The sequence below is a fragment of the Enterobacter sp. 200527-13 genome (assembly GCF_027924865.1).
Classification (GTDB): domain Bacteria; phylum Pseudomonadota; class Gammaproteobacteria; order Enterobacterales; family Enterobacteriaceae; genus Enterobacter; species Enterobacter ludwigii.
On the sequence record NZ_BSCM01000001.1, the window covers coordinates 777,935 to 794,966 of the forward strand.

The following is a 17,032-nucleotide window of genomic DNA, read 5'->3' on the forward strand; positions in this document are numbered from 1 at the left end:
ATTCATCTGCCATTACAGGCGAAAACAATTAGCGACTACGGAAGACAATGCGGCCTTTGCTCAGGTCGTACGGGGTCAGTTCAACAGTCACTTTGTCGCCCGTTAAAATGCGGATATAGTTTTTGCGCATTTTACCGGAGATGTGCGCAGTTACCACGTGACCGTTTTCCAGCTCTACGCGAAACATGGTGTTAGGCAACGTATCAAGTACGGTACCCTGCATTTCAATATTGTCTTCTTTGGCCATCTAATCCTCTGGGGTATCACTACCAAGTTTTGAACCGGCAAGATAATGCCGAAATTCATCAATTAAGTAAAGAATTGCGCGTTTAAAACGCAGCAAAATAGTTTCGGCGCATTGCCCAAGCGTCACGGTACAACCGAACGGAAAGCGCATTCGTAAAGGGGATACAACAGGATAAACGTCAGGACGTTATCTGAAGCGGAGGACCCAAACGGCGGCGAGGCAACAGGCAGAACCTACTCTGCGGCATAATTATAACACCCTCACAAAAAATATGCGGAAAACATTTAGGCATTGGGCATAAAGAGCGTTCTTGGCACCCAGAAGTCTCGCGGCAGCTTCTCCTGACGGCAAACGTCCAGATGTTCTATGTAGTGACGGCGGGGGATTTCAACCGCACCGAGGGAGGCCGTATGCTCATTGAGGACCTGGCAATCCATCAGTTTTCCACCGCGCTGGGCAAACTCCTGGCAGAAGATCAGCAGCGCGGTTTTCGAGGCATTCACGGCACGGGAGAACATCGATTCGCCGCAAAACAGCGTCCCCTGCGCAACGCCATACATCCCGCCGACGAGTTCACCGTCTTGCCAGACTTCAATGGAGTGCGCGAAACCCAGCTCGTGCAGCTGGTGATAGGCGGTAATGATATCGCGGGTGATCCAGGTTCCTTCATGACGGTCTTCGGCACAGCCTTCAATGACCTGACCGAAGGCATGATTCAGGGTGACGCGGTAGGGTGATTTCGCATGGAAACGCTTCATGCTGCGGCTCAGGTGAAACTGCGCCGGCCACAGCACGGCACGGGGATCGGGCGACCACCATAAAATCGGGTCGCCGGGTGAAAACCACGGGAAAATGCCGCGCTGGTAAGCCATCAAAAGCCGCGCAGGACTGAGGTCGCCGCCAAGGGCCAGCAGCCCGTTAGGTTCACGCAGCGCTCCCTCCGGCGAAGGGAACGCAATGTTATGACGAGAAAGCTGGACCAGGCGCATGACAGCAGAACTCCAATACGCGAGTTAGGATCGGTACAAATATAGTCTACAGACGCTGTTTAAACTGGTAGTAGCGACCCTGTTTCGCCAACAGTTCTGTGTGACTACCTTGCTCAATAATATGTCCGTTGTCCATCACAATTATCTGATCAAAACTCGCCAGCCCGCGCAGGCGGTGGGTGACCATCAGCACGGTTTTTCCGGTCATAACATGGGCCAGTAAATCAAGGATTTGGCTCTCGGTTGTTGCATCCAGCCCTTCGGTGGGTTCATCAAGAAGCATCAGAGGCGCATCATGCAACAACGCGCGTGCAATCGCCAGACGGCGCAACTCGCCGCCGGAGAGCTGACGACCGCCTTCCCCGAGCCAGCCGTTCAGCCCGTCGTTCTCAAGCAGTTTTTGCAGCCCAACCTGCTCCAGCATGGCGCGCAGATCATCGTCGGAGGCCTGAGGTGCCGCGAGCAGCAGGTTATCACGCAGCGTCGCGCTGAAGAGGTGCACGCGCTGCGGAACCACGCTCACGGTCTTGCGCAGCGTCTGTTCGCTGAAGTCGGTCAGCGGCGTATCGTTAAACTGAATCTGACCGTGCTGCGGATCCCAGGCGCGGGTCAGCAACTGAAGAAGGGTGGATTTACCGCAACCGGTACGACCGAGGAGTGCAATCCGCTGGCCTGCTTTAACAGACAGCGTGATCCCTTCCAACGCGTTTTGCGCCTGTTTTTCATAGGCAAAGGTGACGTTATCCAGGGTCAGCGCAACCTGCGCCGGCACGGCGGTCTGAGCGCCGCTGAACGTAACCTCCGGCTCCTGCTCGGCAATCTGGGTGATGCGCAGGGCAGAAGCGATGACCTGTCCGAGATGCTGGAAGGCGCCCGTCACCGGGGCCAGCGCTTCAAACGCGGCCAGTGCGCAGAAAACGAAGAGAGCAATCAGAGGGCCGGGCTGGGTATTTCCACCTACACCACCTGAAGCCATCCACAGCATGGCGATGACCGCCACGCCGCCGATCAACATCATCAGCGCCTGGGAGAATGCCGTCAGCTCCGACTGGCGGCGCTGGGCTTCGTGCCAGTTCAGCTCAGTGCTTTCCATTTGACTGCGATAACGCGTGCTGGCACCAAAAATGGTCAGTTCCGCCTGTCCCTGCAGCCAGGATGTCAGCTGTTGTCGGTAGTCGCCGCGCAGTCGCGTCAGGTTCTCGCCGGTGGATTTACCTGCACGATAAAACAGCGGTGGCAGGATAATCAGCGTCAGCAGCATGATGCCACCCAGCGTGAGCGCAACGGGAACGTCCAGAACCGACAACCCCAGCGTGACCACCACAATCACCACAAACGCCCCCACGATGGGCGAGATGACGCGCAGGTAAAGGTGATCCAGCGTGTCGACATCGGCTACGACACGGTTGAGTAACTCACCCTGACGAAAACGCGCCAGCCCGGCAGGGGAGAGGGGTAATAGTTTGCTGAAGGTGTAAATGCGCAGGTGCTGTAGCACGCGGAAAGTGGCGTCGTGGCTGACCAGACGCTCAAAATAACGTCCGGCAGTACGCGTGATTGCGGTGCCGCGAACGCCTGCCGCCGGAAGCATATAGTTAAAGCTGTATAAACCCGCGAACCCCGCTACGGCCGAAGCGGACAAGAACCAGCCGGAGAGCGTAAGCAGACCGATGCTGGCAAGCAGGGTAACAATCGCCAGCACAATGCCCAGCAGCAGCATCCATTTATGGCGTTTATAGAGCGCTAGATAGGGAAGCAGAGCACGCATCAGATATCCTCCTGACGGTTTGCCAGCAGGGTGGCAAACGGGCCCTGCGCGGCAACGAGAGAGGCGTAATCGCCTTGCTCAACAATATGACCATTTTCCATGACCCAGATCTGATTCCAGTCAGCAATACCTTCCAGCTGATGGGTGACCATCAGGGTGGTCTGCTGCCGCGAGGCCGCATTGAGGGCATCCATGACGCGTTGCTCACTGTGTGCGTCAAGGCTCGCTGCTGGCTCGTCGAGCAGCATGAGCTGGCATGGGTTAAGCAGCGCGCGGGCAACCGCCACACGCTGGGCCTGACCGACTGACAGGCCGGCAGACTGGTCACCGACAACGGTATCGACACCCTGCGGAAGCTGCGGCAGAAATTCGCTGACCCAGGCGCGGTCGAGCACGGATTGCAGTTCATCGTCACGCGCATCCGGGCGAGCCAGCAGCACATTGTCTCGCAGCGTGGCGGCAGGAAGCTGAGGGTTTTGTCCTACCCAGCTAAGCTGTTTACGCCAGGCAAGCGGATCGAGATCGCGCAGTTCAGTTTGGTTGATCCGCAGCGATCCGGTGTAGGCCATAAAACCCGATAGCGCATTGAGCAGAGAGCTTTTCCCTGAACCACTGATGCCTACAAGCACCACACGTTTTCCGGCCGGAAGGGTAAAGTTAAGCGGGCCTGCCAGCACGTTGCCTTCAGGCGACAGAATGGAGAAATCACGCGCTTCAAGGGTAACCGGCTCTTTGGTGTTCAGCGTCACGTCACCGCGTTCCGGATGCGCCAGTGGCGTTTCCATAAACGTCTTCAGGCTGTCAGCCGCGCCCACGGCCTGCGCTTTTGCATGATAGAAGGTGCCCAGATCGCGAAGCGGCTGGAAAAATTCGGGGGCCAGTATCAGCGCAAGGAAACCGGCTGAAAGGGTCACCGCCGTGCCGTAGTGGCCAAAATCCAGCGCGCCGAGATACGAGAAGCCAAAGTAGACTGCCACAAGCGCAATCGACAGCGAGGTAAAGAATTCGAGTACGCCGGAGGAGAGGAACGCCAGACGTAACACTTCCATGGTGCGCTGACGGAAATCCTGCGATGCGAGGCGGATATTTTCAGTTTCCGCTTCACCGCGGCCAAAAATGCGCAACGTTTCCATGCCGCGCAGACGGTCAAGGAAATGGCCGCTTAAGCGACCCAGAGCCAGAAAGTTACGTCGGTTAGCGTCCGCGGCGCCCATGCCCACCAGCGCCATGAACAGCGGGATCAGCGGGGCTGTGCCCAGCAGGATCAGTGCCGCCATCCAGTTGACCGGGAAGATGGCGATGACAATCAGCAACGGAACGAAGACGGCTAGCGCCATCTGTGGCAGATAGCGCGCATAGTAGTCATGCATATCGTCAATCTGCTCAAGGATCAGCGTCGCCCAGCTTCCCGCGGGTTTACCCTGGATCCACGCCGGACCGGCCTCCTGAAGGCGGTCAAGCACCTGGCGGCGGATCTCATAGCGGATATGCTGTCCGGCGTGAAAACCCACGCGCTCACGCAGCCAGACCACCCAGGCACGAAGAACAAAAATCAGGATCAGGACGATAAAGGGCAACAGGAGCGCTTCGCGCGGAATGTTCTCCATGATCATGTGATTAAGAATGCGGGCCAGCAGCCATGCCTGGGCAACAATCAACAGACCACTGACAAACCCCAGAAAACGGGAGATTGTTAGCCAGCGGCGGGAAAGAACGCTTTGCTGTTTCAGCCAGCGTGTTAACTCTTGTTGACGGGTTTTTTCCATTGCGTACTTAGCAGGTGACGTTATTAGAAGTTGGGCAGCGCAATGTTACAACGGAGAGACAATAAAGGCGACTTATCGCCGCCTTTATTTACGTTTGTTACTGACTTGTAAAGATTATTTACCTTGTTCCGCCAGCCCGTCGAGGTAGCGTTCAGCGTCCAGCGCGGCCATACAGCCGGTGCCAGCAGAGGTGATCGCCTGACGGTAGATATGGTCCATCACATCGCCAGCAGCGAATACGCCAGGTATGCTGGTCTGGGTCGCGTTGCCGTGAATACCGGACTGCACTTTGATGTAGCCGTTTTCCAGCTCCAGTTGCCCCTCGAAAATCGCGGTGTTCGGGCTGTGACCGATCGCCACAAACAGACCCGCCACTTCCAGCGTTTCGACGTTATCGGTGTTCTGGGTATCACGAATACGCAGACCGGCAACGCCCATCTGATCGCCCGTGACTTCTTCCAGGGTACGGTTGGTGTGCAGCACGATATTGCCACTCGCCACTTTATCCATCAGACGTTTGATCAGGATCTTCTCTGCGCGGAAGGTGTCACGACGGTGGATCAGGTGCACTTCAGAGGCGATGTTCGCCAGATAAAGGGCTTCTTCCACGGCAGTGTTGCCGCCACCGATAACCGCCACTTTCTGGTTGCGATAGAAGAAACCATCGCAGGTTGCGCAGGCGGAGACGCCACGGCCTTTGAATGCTTCTTCAGACGGCAGACCGAGGTAACGGGCAGAAGCGCCGGTCGCGATGATCAGCGCATCACAGGTGTACTCGCCACTGTCGCCCGTCAGACGGAACGGACGGTTCTGCAGGTCAACCTTGTTGATATGATCGAACAGAATTTCGGTTTCGAATTTCGTCGCATGCTCATGCATACGCTCCATCAGCAGCGGCCCGGTCAGGTCGTTCGGGTCGCCTGGCCAGTTTTCCACTTCCGTGGTGGTGGTCAGCTGACCGCCTTTTTCCATGCCGGTAATCAGAACCGGTTGCAGGTTAGCGCGTGCAGCATAGACCGCCGCGGTATATCCCGCAGGTCCAGAACCAAGAATTAGCAGCTTACTGTGTTTGGCCGTGCCCATGAGATCCCCATTGTTGTTGGCAGACATTTGGCTGGATTGTAGGGAATTTGTTGCCGTAAAAAAAGAGCGCAGCAATTTTGATATCGATATGTGCAATAGCCAGCGACGATGAATTAAGCGCTATAACATCACGCTTTGCACCGAAATTCGCTCGTTTGTACGGCAATAAAATGAGGATTAATACCCTGCCGTAATGAATATCCGGCATGTTGTACTAAAAATCGATGTTTTGCTTTGACAATCCCCTGCGCTTTTGCGAAAACATTCAAGGAAGAAAAAAAACCGCGTTAACCGCATGCCGCATAGGCATGCACGTAAATGCCATTTTTACCGGGTCAGTGAAATCTACGCATGGCGTGGACAGACGCCATACGTGATATCGGTGACTGCCTTCGGGCAACGGTCTTCTTACCAACAGAACCCGAATCCGCATCGCGTCTAATACATAACCAGGCGATGTGATGACTAACGGGTACAGGCTCTGAACAGTGATGTGCACAGGGTCCAGGCAGGAGTAGGGAAGGAATACAGAGAGACAATAATAATGGTAGATAGCAAGAAGCGCCCTGGCAAAGATCTCGACCGTATCGATCGTAACATTCTTAATGAATTGCAAAAGGATGGGCGTATTTCCAACGTCGAGCTTTCAAAACGTGTGGGACTTTCCCCGACGCCGTGCCTTGAGCGTGTGCGCCGACTGGAAAGACAGGGTTTCATTCAGGGCTATACGGCTCTGTTGAACCCGCATTATCTGGATGCCTCACTTCTGGTATTTGTTGAGATTACTCTGAATCGTGGTGCGCCGGATGTGTTTGAGCAATTTAACGCCGCTGTACAAAAACTTGAAGAAATTCAAGAGTGTCATCTGGTATCCGGTGATTTCGACTACCTGTTGAAAACCCGTGTGCCTGATATGTCCGCCTACCGTAAGCTGCTGGGTGAAACCCTGCTGCGTCTGCCGGGCGTGAATGACACCCGTACCTATGTGGTGATGGAAGAAGTCAAACAGAGCAATCGTCTGGTTATTAAGACGCGCTAACACGGAACAGGTGCAAAATCAGTGTAGTTTGATTACACTCCTGTTAATCCATACAGCAACAGTGCCGGGGATACCCGGCGCTGTTGTCCGTTTTAGCAAACAGGCAGGATATGCCTGATACCTGGAGAGCCTTTCTTGAGCCAGGAATACACTGAAGACAAAGAAGTCACATTATCGAAGCTAAGCAGCGGACGTCGTCTCCTCGAGGCTTTGCTGATTGTTATTGCCCTTTTTGCCGTCTGGCTGATGGCAGCCCTACTCAGTTTCAACCCCTCAGATCCCAGCTGGTCACAAACCGCCTGGCATGAGCCTATCCATAACTTAGGCGGTGTTCCCGGCGCCTGGCTTGCAGATACGCTCTTCTTCATTTTCGGGGTGATGGCCTACACCCTTCCCGTCATTATCATTGGCGGATGCTGGTTTGCCTGGCGCCATCGTCAAAACGATGACTATATCGACTATTTCGCGGTGTCGCTGCGCCTGATTGGCGCACTGGCGCTGATCCTCACCTCGTGTGGGCTGGCGGCTATCAACGCCGATGATATCTGGTATTTCGCCTCTGGCGGGGTGATCGGCAGCCTGTTGAGTTCTGCGCTACAGCCCATGCTTCACAGCAGTGGTGGAACGCTTGCGTTGCTCTGCATCTGGGCGGCAGGACTGACGCTGTTCACCGGCTGGTCGTGGGTGAGCATCGCCGAGAAGATTGGCAGCTTTATCCTTACCCTCCTGACCTTCGCGAGCAACCGTACCCGTCGCGACGATACGTGGGTTGACGAAGATGAATATGAAGATGAGTACGAAGAGGAAGACGATGCTCCCGTTCAGCGTCGCGAATCTCGTCGTGCCCGCATTATGCGCGGCGCGCTGGCGCGTCGTCAGCGTGTTGCCGAGAAATTTGCCAACCCGCTAGGCCGTAAAACCGATGCGGCGCTCTTCTCCGGCAAACGCATGGATGAAGACGATCAGGTTGAATATCGTGCAGCCGGTGCGGCTGTCGATCCAAACGATGTGCTCTTCTCTGGCAACCGTGCCACGCCGGGAGCGTTTGATGAATACGACCCGCTGTTAAATGGCCACTCCGTGACCGAGCCGGTCGCTGCAGCGGCCGCCGCCACTACGGCTTCACAGGCGTATGCCGCTCCAGCCGATGCGGTGATGCCTTCAGCACCGGTTCCACCACCCGAATCCGCCATTCAGCAACCTCAGGTGGAGTGGCAAACCGCCCCTGGTGTTCATACGCCTGAGCCGGTTATTGCGCCAGAGCCAGAGAGCTATATTCCTGTCCAGCAGGAAGCCTGGCAGCAGCCTTATCAGCCGGAGCCGGCATATGAGTCTCAGGGATATCCGCAGTACGCGCAGCCTGCCGCACAGCCTCATCAGGAGTACGTGCCGGAGCCGGTTGAACCTGAACAGCCATACGTAGCGCCTCAGCCAGAGCCTGACGTGGTGGAAGAGGCGAAACCGTCTCGTCCGCCATTGTACTATTTTGAAGAGGTCGAAGAGCGTCGTGCCCGCGAGCGTGAACAGCTGGCGGCCTGGTATCAGCCTGTGCCTGAACCGGTGCAGGAGCCTGTAACCAAAGCACCTTCTGTTTCGGTTCCTCCGGTTGATCCAACGCCTGCCGTTGCACCTGTTGCAGAAAGCGTGAAGCAGGCTACAGCGGCAGCCGCTGCGGCTGCCCCGGTCTTTAGCCTCGCCACAGGCGGTGCGCCACGTCCACAGGTGAAAGAGGGCATTGGCCCGCAGTTACCTCGCCCAAACCGTGTCCGCGTGCCAACGCGGCGTGAGCTAGCCTCCTACGGTATTAAGCTGCCTTCTCAGCGTATGGCTGAGGAAAAAGCGCGCGAGAATGAGTATGAAGATGACGTTGATGAAATGCATCAGGATGAACTGGCGCGCCAGTTCGCCGCACAGCAGCATCAGCGCTATGGCGAAGAATACCAGCATGAAGTGCATCATCCACAAGACGAAGATGACGCGGCTGAGGCGGAATTAGCGCGCCAGTTCGCGGCCACGCAGCAGCAGCGTTATGCCGGTGAGCAGCCTGCTGGAGCGAATCCGTTCTCGCTGTCGGATTTTGAATTCTCGCCAATGAAAGATCTGGTTGATGATGGCCCGAGCGAGCCGCTGTTCACGCCGAGCGTGATGCCGGACGCTGAACCGACGCGTCCGCAGACTGCGCCAGCGCCGCAGGCGTATGCACAGCCGCAACAACCGGCACCGCAGGCGTATGCACAGCCGCAACAACCGGCACCGCAGGCGCATGCACAGCCGCAACAACCAGCGCCGCAAGCGTATGCTCAGCAGCAGCAACCGGCGCCGCAGGCGTATGCACAGCCGCAACAACCGGCACCGCAGGCGTATGCACAACCGCAGCAACTGGCGCCGCAGGCGTATGCACAGCCGCAGCAGCCACCACAGCCGCCGCAGTTCCAGCAGCCTCAGGCACAGCCGCAGGAGAGTCTCATTCACCCGCTGCTGATGCGTAACGGCGACAGCCGTCCGTTGCAGCGTCCAAGCACGCCTCTGCCGTCGCTGGATCTGTTAACCCCACCGCCGGCTGAAGTCGAGCCGGTCGATACCTTTGCTCTTGAGCAGATGGCTCGTCTGGTGGAAGCGCGTCTGGCGGACTTCCGTATCAAGGCTGATGTAGTCAACTACTCCCCAGGGCCGGTGATCACTCGCTTCGAACTTAATCTGGCACCAGGCGTAAAAGCCGCGCGTATTTCTAACCTTTCCCGTGACCTGGCGCGTTCTCTGTCGACCGTGGCGGTGCGTGTTGTAGAGGTTATTCCGGGTAAACCTTACGTCGGTCTTGAACTGCCGAATAAGAAACGTCAGACCGTTTACCTGCGCGAAGTCCTGGATAACGCGAAGTTCCGCGACAACCCGTCACCGCTGAGCGTGGTTCTGGGTAAAGATATTGCGGGCGAGCCGGTGGTGGCCGATCTGGCAAAAATGCCTCACCTGCTGGTAGCAGGTACCACCGGCTCCGGTAAATCCGTCGGTGTGAACGCCATGATCCTCAGCATGCTCTATAAAGCGCAGCCGGAAGATGTTCGTTTCATCATGATCGACCCGAAAATGCTGGAACTGTCGGTCTATGAAGGTATCCCGCATCTGCTGACAGAAGTGGTTACCGACATGAAAGACGCGGCCAATGCCCTGCGCTGGAGCGTTAATGAGATGGAGCGTCGCTACAAGCTAATGTCTGCGCTGGGCGTGCGTAACCTTGCCGGTTATAACGAGAAAATCGCCGAGGCGGCACGGATGGGCCGTCCGATTCCGGACCCTTACTGGAAACCGGGCGACAGCATGGATGCCCAACATCCGGTGCTGGAAAAACTGCCTTACATCGTCGTCCTGGTGGATGAATTCGCTGACCTGATGATGACCGTCGGTAAAAAAGTGGAAGAGCTGATTGCACGTCTGGCGCAAAAAGCGCGTGCGGCCGGCATCCACCTGGTTCTGGCGACGCAGCGTCCGTCTGTGGACGTCATTACGGGTCTGATCAAAGCGAACATTCCAACCCGTATCGCGTTTACCGTATCGAGCAAAATTGACTCGCGCACTATTCTCGACCAGGGTGGCGCGGAGTCGCTGCTGGGTATGGGGGACATGCTTTACTCTGGCCCGAACTCCACCTCTCCGGTGCGTGTTCACGGTGCATTTGTTCGCGACCAGGAAGTTCACGCCGTGGTGCAGGACTGGAAAGCGCGCGGTCGTCCGCAATATGTTGATGGCATTACCTCCGACAGCGAAAGCGAAGGCGGCGGTGGTGGCCTGGACGGCGGCGAGGAGCTGGATCCGTTATTCGACCAGGCGGTTAACTTCGTCACCGAAAAACGTAAAGCCTCTATCTCGGGTGTGCAGCGTCAGTTCCGCATCGGCTACAACCGCGCAGCGCGCATCATCGAGCAGATGGAAGCGCAGGGCATTGTGAGCGAGCAGGGGCACAACGGTAACCGTGAGGTGCTGGCACCGCCGCCGTTTGATTAACCTTCAGTGATTGCAAAGAAGGGTAAATCAGCCAAAATTAAGCATTTTCTTCTGTCGCCTGCCTTCGGGCAGGTACACAATAGAGGGCAGAACCCCATATCGGGATGACGTATTTTAAGGAATAACAATGAAAAAAATCGCAATCGCCTGTGCATTACTCACCAGTTTTGTCGCCAGCAGCGTCTGGGCTGATGCGGCCAGCGACCTTAAAAGCCGACTGGATAAAGTGAGCAGTTTCCACGCCAGCTTTACGCAAAAAGTGACTGACGGCAGTGGCAATGCGGTGCAGGAAGGTCAGGGGGATTTGTGGGTAAAACGCCCGAATCTGTTTAACTGGCATATGACTCAGCCGGATGAGAGCATCCTGGTTTCTGACGGTAAGACCCTGTGGTTCTACAACCCGTTTGTCGAGCAGGCTACTGCGACCTGGCTGAAAGACGCGACCAGCAATACGCCTTTCATGCTGATTGCGCGTAACCAGTCCAGCGACTGGCAGCAGTACAATATCAAACAGAATGGTGATGAGTTTGTTCTGACGCCGAAAGGCAGCAATGGCAACCTGAAACAGTTCACCATCAACGTGAGCACCAACGGAACCATTAATCAGTTTGGTGCGGTTGAGCAGGACGACCAGCGTAGCAGCTACCAGCTCAAGACCCAGCAAAATGGCGCGGTTGACGCGTCTAAATTCACCTTTACCCCGCCGCAGGGCGTAACGGTGGACGATCAGCGCAACAAGTAAGAGGCATGAGTGAGCAATCTGTCGCTCGATTTTTCTGAGAATGCGTTTCAACCTCTGGCCGCTCGTATGCGGCCAGAAAATTTAGCGCAGTACATCGGCCAGCAACACCTGCTGGCTGCGGGGAAACCCTTGCCGCGTGCCATTGAGGCCGGGCATCTGCACTCCATGATCCTCTGGGGGCCACCCGGTACAGGCAAAACCACGCTCGCAGAAGTTATCGCCCGCTATGCTAACGCGGATGTCGAGCGCATCTCGGCGGTCACGTCCGGCGTGAAGGAGATCCGCGAGGCGATTGAACGTGCGCGGCAGAACCGCAATGCCGGGCGACGTACCATTCTCTTTGTCGACGAAGTTCACCGTTTCAATAAAAGCCAGCAGGATGCTTTCCTGCCGCACATTGAAGACGGCACCATTTTCTTCATCGGTGCCACCACCGAAAACCCGTCGTTTGAACTCAATTCCGCACTGCTTTCCCGTGCACGTGTTTACCTGCTCAAATCCCTGACCGTGGAGGATATTGAACAGGTTCTCACGCAGGCGATGGACGATAACGCGCGCGGCTACGGCGGGCAGGATATCGTTCTGCCTGACGACACGCGCCGGGCGATCGCTGAACTGGTTAACGGCGACGCCCGCCGGGCACTCAATACGCTGGAAATGATGGCCGATATGGCCGAAGTGGATGCGTCCGGCAAGCGGGTACTGAAACCGGCGTTGCTCACCGAGATCGCCGGGGAGCGCAGCGCGCGTTTCGACAATAAAGGCGATCGGTTTTACGATCTGATTTCGGCACTGCATAAGTCCGTGCGCGGCAGCGCGCCCGATGCGGCGCTTTACTGGTATGCCCGCATTATCACCGCCGGTGGCGATCCGCTGTATGTGGCCCGTCGCTGCCTGGCGATTGCCTCTGAAGATGTCGGGAATGCCGATCCGCGCGCCATGCAGGTGGCTATTTCGGCCTGGGACTGCTTTACCCGCGTCGGGCCTGCTGAAGGCGAGCGTGCTATCGCTCAGGCGATTGTTTATCTGGCCTGCGCACCGAAAAGTAACGCTGTCTATACCGCCTTTAAAGCGGCCATGTCCGACGCTCGTGAACGCCCGGATTATGACGTGCCGGTTCATTTGCGCAATGCGCCGACCAAACTGATGAAAGAGATGGGGTATGGGCAGGAGTACCGCTACGCCCACGACGAACCCAATGCCTACGCCGCCGGGGAGGAATATTTCCCGCAGGAGATGGCACAAACCCGCTATTATCACCCCACAAACAGAGGTCTTGAAGGCAAGATTGGCGAAAAGCTCGCCTGGCTCGCCGGACAGGATCAAAATAGCCCTATAAAACGCTACCGTTAGTGCGATCGTTGCGGTAATGTTGGCAATGTATCCCTGTGGCCGCAGGCTGTGGTCACATTTTCCTATTTTAATTCGATAAGCACAGGATAAGCATGCTCGATCCCAATCTGCTGCGTAATGAGCCAGACGCAGTCGCTGAAAAACTGGCACGCCGGGGCTTTAAGCTGGATGTAGATAAGCTGCGCGCTCTTGAAGAGCGTCGTAAAGTTCTGCAGGTACAAACTGAAAATCTGCAGGCAGAGCGTAATTCTCGATCGAAATCCATCGGCCAGGCGAAAGCGCGCGGGGAAGACATTGAGCCATTACGCCTGGAAGTGAACAAACTGGGTGAAGAGCTGGATCAGGCGAAAGCGGAGCTGGACGTGCTTCAGGCCGAGATCCGTGATATCGCGCTGGCGATCCCGAACATTCCTGACGATAGCGTACCTGTCGGTAAAGATGAAAACGACAACGTTGAAGTGAAACGCTGGGGCACGCCTCGCGAGTTCGACTTCGAGGTTCGCGATCATGTGACCCTGGGCGAAATGCATGCCGGCCTGGACTTTGCGGCCGCAGTTAAGCTGACCGGTTCTCGCTTCGTTGTGATGAAAGGCCAGATTGCTCATCTGCATCGCGCTCTCGCGCAGTTTATGCTGGATCTGCACACCGAGCAGCATGGCTACAGTGAAACCTACGTCCCGTATCTGGTTAACCACGATACGCTGTACGGTACTGGCCAGCTGCCAAAATTTGCCGGCGATCTGTTCCACACCCGTCCGCTGGATGAGGAAGCTGACAGCAGCAACTACGCGCTGATCCCAACTGCGGAAGTGCCGCTGACTAACCTCGTGCGTGATGAGATCATCGACGAAGACGATCTGCCAATCAAACTGACAGCACACTCTCCGTGCTTCCGTTCTGAAGCGGGTTCTTACGGCCGTGACACGCGTGGTCTGATCCGTATGCACCAGTTCGACAAAGTAGAGATGGTGCAGATTGTCCGCCCGGAAGAGTCGATGGACGCGCTGGAAGAGATGACCGGCCACGCTGAGAAAGTGCTGGAGCTGCTGGGTCTGCCGTACCGTCGTATGGCGTTGTGCACCGGTGATATGGGCTTTGGTGCCTGCAAAACCTTCGACCTGGAAGTCTGGGTTCCTGCGCAGAATACCTACCGTGAAATCTCCTCCTGCTCTAACGTCTGGGATTTCCAGGCGCGTCGTATGCAGGCACGTTGCCGCAGCAAGTCTGACAAGAAAACCCGTCTGGTGCATACCCTGAACGGTTCTGGTCTGGCTGTCGGTCGTACACTGGTTGCCGTGCTGGAAAACTATCAGCAGGCGGACGGTCGTATTGAGATCCCTGAAGTGCTGCGTCCGTACATGAAAGGCCAGCAGTACATCGGTTAATGATTTGACGTGAAACAAAAAAGCGCCTCAGGGCGCTTTTTTTATACCTTAGAATTGATACGACGCAATAACCCCTCCCTCCAAAGTAGTAATACTCCTCCGAATGAAAGTCAGCATAAAAAACCAATAACGAAGTTATTCGTTATATATAAAACTATATAGCGGCATATGCCGCCTCTCTTTTCTTTGTGAGCAACCAAAGTGAGTCTCTATGAAAATCAAAGCGCCTGAAGCGTTAATGGCTGCCGAGGTCACTCGCCGTGGGTTGATGAAAACCACGGCAATTGGTGGTCTGGCCGTTGCCAGCAGCGCCTTTACGCTCCCTTTTTCTCGTCTGGCGTCGGCGGCGGATGCACTGTCCCCGACCACCCCGGAAAAAGTGGTGTGGAGTGCCTGTACCGTAAACTGCGGTAGCCGTTGTCCACTGCGTATGCATGTGGTGGATGGTGAGATTAAATATGTCGAAACCGATAATACCGGGGACGATAACTACGAGGGGTTACATCAGGTCCGCGCCTGCCTGCGCGGCCGTTCAATGCGTCGTCGCGTTTATAACCCGGACCGCCTGAAGTACCCGATGAAACGCGTTGGCAAGCGTGGAGAAGGGAAGTTCGAGCGCATTAGCTGGGATGAAGCCTACGACATCATCGCGACGAACATGCAGCGTCTGATCAAAGACTACGGCAACGAATCCATCTATCTGAACTATGGCACCGGGACGCTCGGCGGCACGCTGACCCGCTCCTGGCCACCGGGGAAAACGCTGGTGGCCCGTCTGATGAACTGCTGCGGCGGTTATCTGAACCATTATGGCGACTACTCTTCGGCGCAGATTGCCGCCGGTCTGAACTACACCTACGGTGGCTGGGCAGACGGTAACAGCCCGTCTGATATCGAAAACAGTAAGCTGGTGGTGCTGTTCGGCAACAACCCGGGTGAAACGCGCATGAGCGGTGGCGGGGTAACGTACTACCTCGAACAGGCGCGCGCCAAATCGAATGCCCGCATGATTATTATCGACCCGCGCTATACCGACACCGGTGCAGGGCGTGAAGATGAGTGGATTCCGATTCGTCCAGGCACCGATGCTGCGCTGGTCTCCGCGCTGGCATGGGTGATGATCACTGAAAATCTGGTCGATCAGCCGTTCCTCGATAAATACTGCGTCGGTTATGACGAGAAAACATTGCCAGCCAGCGCGCCGGCTAATGGCCACTATAAGGCCTATATTCTCGGTCAGGGCAGCGACGGTATTGCCAAAACGCCGGAATGGGCGTCCACCATCACGGGAATTCCGGTTGACCGTATTGTTCAACTGGCACGCGAGATTGGTTCGGCTAAACCGGCCTATATTAGTCAGGGCTGGGGTCCACAGCGTCATGCGAACGGTGAAATTGCCACCCGTGCCATTTCGATGCTCGCCATTCTGACGGGTAACGTGGGCATTCATGGCGGTAACACGGGTGCGCGTGAAGGCTCCTATGAAGTGCCGTTTGAACGTATGCCGACGCTGGAAAACCCGGTTCAGACCAGTATCTCCATGTTTATGTGGACTGATGCCATTGAACGCGGCCCGGAAATGACTGCGCTGCGTGACGGCGTGCGGGGTAAGGACAAACTGGATGTCCCGATCAAGATGATCTGGAACTACGCCGGCAACTGTCTCATCAACCAGCACTCTGAAATTAACCGCACCCATGAAATCCTGCAGGATGACAAGAAGTGCGAGATGATTGTGGTGATCGACTGCCACATGACTTCTTCGGCAAAATATGCCGATATTATTCTCCCGGACTGCACGGCTTCTGAGCAGATGGATTTCGCGCTGGATGCCTCCTGCGGCAACATGTCCTATGTCATCTTTACCGATCAGGCTATTAAACCTCGCTTTGAGTGCAAAACCATCTATGAGATGACCTCTGAGCTGGCGAAACGTCTTGGCGTTGAGCAGCAATTTACCGAGGGGCGCACGCAGGAAGGGTGGATGCGCCATCTGCATGAACTCTCCCGCAAAGCGATCCCTGACCTTCCGGATTTCGATACCTTCCGTGAGCAGGGGATGTACAAACAGCGTGATCCGGAAGGCCACCACGTGGCGTACAAAGCTTTCCGTGACGATCCGCAGGCCAATCCGCTGACCACGCCATCGGGCAAAATTGAAATTTATTCAGAAGAGCTGGCAAAAATTGCCTCTACCTGGGAGTTGCCGGAAGGGGATGTTATCGATCCGCTGCCGATCTACACGCCGGGCTTTGAAAACTACAACGATCCGCTGACCGCGAAATTCCCGCTGCAGTTGACCGGCTTCCACTACAAAGCGCGTGTTCACTCTACCTATGGCAACGTCGACGTACTGAAAGCTGCCTGCCGTCAGGAGATGTGGATTAACCCGATGGATGCCAAAGCCCGTGGGATCAGCAATGGCGACCGCGTGCGCATCTTTAACGGTCGCGGTGAGGTACACATTGAAGCCAAGGTGACTCCGCGCATGATGCCTGGCGTTGTCGCGCTGGGGGAAGGGGCCTGGTATAGCCCGGATGCGAATCGCATCGACCAGGCAGGCAGTATTAACGTACTGACCACGCAGCGTCCGTCGCCACTGGCGAAGGGCAACCCGTCCCACACGAACCTTGTTCAGGTTGAAAAGGTGTAAGGAGTAAC

General features: G+C 56.1%; 11 protein-coding genes. 6 read left to right on the top strand and 5 right to left on the bottom strand.

The features are described 5' to 3' along the window. Positions 1-28: 28 nt before the first annotated feature. From infA to trxB, 5 genes are all read right to left on the bottom strand, one after another. Positions 29-247, bottom strand: coding sequence for a translation initiation factor IF-1 (gene infA / locus QMG44_RS03655; RefSeq protein WP_002211347.1), 219 nt, complete (start codon positions 245-247; stop codon positions 29-31). Positions 248-531: 284 nt separating this feature from the next. Then, positions 532-1,236, bottom strand: coding sequence for a leucyl/phenylalanyl-tRNA--protein transferase (gene aat / locus QMG44_RS03660; RefSeq protein ID WP_014169362.1), 705 nt, complete (start codon positions 1,234-1,236; stop codon positions 532-534). A 46-nt stretch (positions 1,237-1,282) separates the two neighbouring features. Continuing rightward, a complete protein-coding gene (locus tag QMG44_RS03665) occupies positions 1,283-3,004 on the bottom strand; it encodes a heme ABC transporter ATP-binding protein/permease CydC (protein WP_086532728.1) in 1,722 nt (573 codons plus the stop codon). Next, the gene (locus QMG44_RS03670; RefSeq protein WP_086532727.1) at positions 3,004-4,770 is read right to left on the bottom strand and encodes a heme ABC transporter permease/ATP-binding protein CydD; all 1,767 of its coding nucleotides are present in this window, start codon (positions 4,768-4,770) and stop codon (positions 3,004-3,006) included. Before QMG44_RS03670 ends, QMG44_RS03665 begins: the two co-directional genes overlap by 1 nt. A gap of 114 nt (positions 4,771-4,884) precedes the next feature. Beyond that, on the bottom strand, positions 4,885-5,853 hold the full coding sequence (gene trxB / locus QMG44_RS03675) for a thioredoxin-disulfide reductase (protein ID WP_025204565.1): 969 nt from the start codon (positions 5,851-5,853) through the stop codon (positions 4,885-4,887). 544 nt (positions 5,854-6,397) lie between these two features. Here trxB and lrp point away from each other — a divergent pair. The 6 genes from lrp (at position 6,398) to dmsA (ending at position 17,024) form a co-directional block, all read left to right on the top strand. Beyond that, entirely contained in the window at positions 6,398-6,892 is a 495-nt protein-coding gene (lrp, locus tag QMG44_RS03680) for a leucine-responsive transcriptional regulator Lrp (RefSeq protein ID WP_000228469.1), read from the top strand. A gap of 135 nt (positions 6,893-7,027) precedes the next feature. Further along, positions 7,028-10,891 carry a DNA translocase FtsK gene (gene ftsK / locus QMG44_RS03685; protein ID WP_232937299.1) on the top strand — a complete coding sequence of 1,288 codons (3,864 nt, stop codon included), beginning with the start codon at positions 7,028-7,030 and terminating at the stop codon, positions 10,889-10,891. Positions 10,892-11,018: 127 nt separating this feature from the next. Next, positions 11,019-11,633, top strand: a complete 615-nt coding sequence (gene lolA, locus QMG44_RS03690) for an outer membrane lipoprotein chaperone LolA (protein ID WP_014169368.1) — start codon at positions 11,019-11,021, stop codon at positions 11,631-11,633. Between the two features lie 9 nt (positions 11,634-11,642). Next, a complete protein-coding gene (gene rarA, locus QMG44_RS03695) occupies positions 11,643-12,986 on the top strand; it encodes a replication-associated recombination protein RarA (RefSeq protein ID WP_025204557.1) in 1,344 nt (447 codons plus the stop codon). 92 nt (positions 12,987-13,078) lie between these two features. Continuing rightward, positions 13,079-14,371, top strand: coding sequence for a serine--tRNA ligase (serS, locus tag QMG44_RS03700; protein WP_008499983.1), 1,293 nt, complete (start codon positions 13,079-13,081; stop codon positions 14,369-14,371). A gap of 211 nt (positions 14,372-14,582) precedes the next feature. Next, the gene (gene dmsA, locus QMG44_RS03705) at positions 14,583-17,024 is read left to right on the top strand and encodes a dimethylsulfoxide reductase subunit A (protein WP_063925198.1); all 2,442 of its coding nucleotides are present in this window, start codon (positions 14,583-14,585) and stop codon (positions 17,022-17,024) included. Positions 17,025-17,032: the final 8 nt, after the last annotated feature.

Coding starts and splice junctions, on each gene's coding strand:
- infA (WP_002211347.1), bottom strand. CDS start 247: ATGGCCAAAGAAGACAATATTGAAATGCAGGGTACCGTACTTGATACG.
- aat (WP_014169362.1), bottom strand. CDS start 1,236: ATGCGCCTGGTCCAGCTTTCTCGTCATAACATTGCGTTCCCTTCGCCG.
- QMG44_RS03665 (WP_086532728.1), bottom strand. CDS start 3,004: ATGCGTGCTCTGCTTCCCTATCTAGCGCTCTATAAACGCCATAAATGG.
- QMG44_RS03670 (WP_086532727.1), bottom strand. CDS start 4,770: ATGGAAAAAACCCGTCAACAAGAGTTAACACGCTGGCTGAAACAGCAA.
- trxB (WP_025204565.1), bottom strand. CDS start 5,853: ATGGGCACGGCCAAACACAGTAAGCTGCTAATTCTTGGTTCTGGACCT.
- lrp (WP_000228469.1), top strand. CDS start 6,398: ATGGTAGATAGCAAGAAGCGCCCTGGCAAAGATCTCGACCGTATCGAT.
- lolA (WP_014169368.1), top strand. CDS start 11,019: ATGAAAAAAATCGCAATCGCCTGTGCATTACTCACCAGTTTTGTCGCC.
- serS (WP_008499983.1), top strand. CDS start 13,079: ATGCTCGATCCCAATCTGCTGCGTAATGAGCCAGACGCAGTCGCTGAA.
- dmsA (WP_063925198.1), top strand. CDS start 14,583: ATGAAAATCAAAGCGCCTGAAGCGTTAATGGCTGCCGAGGTCACTCGC.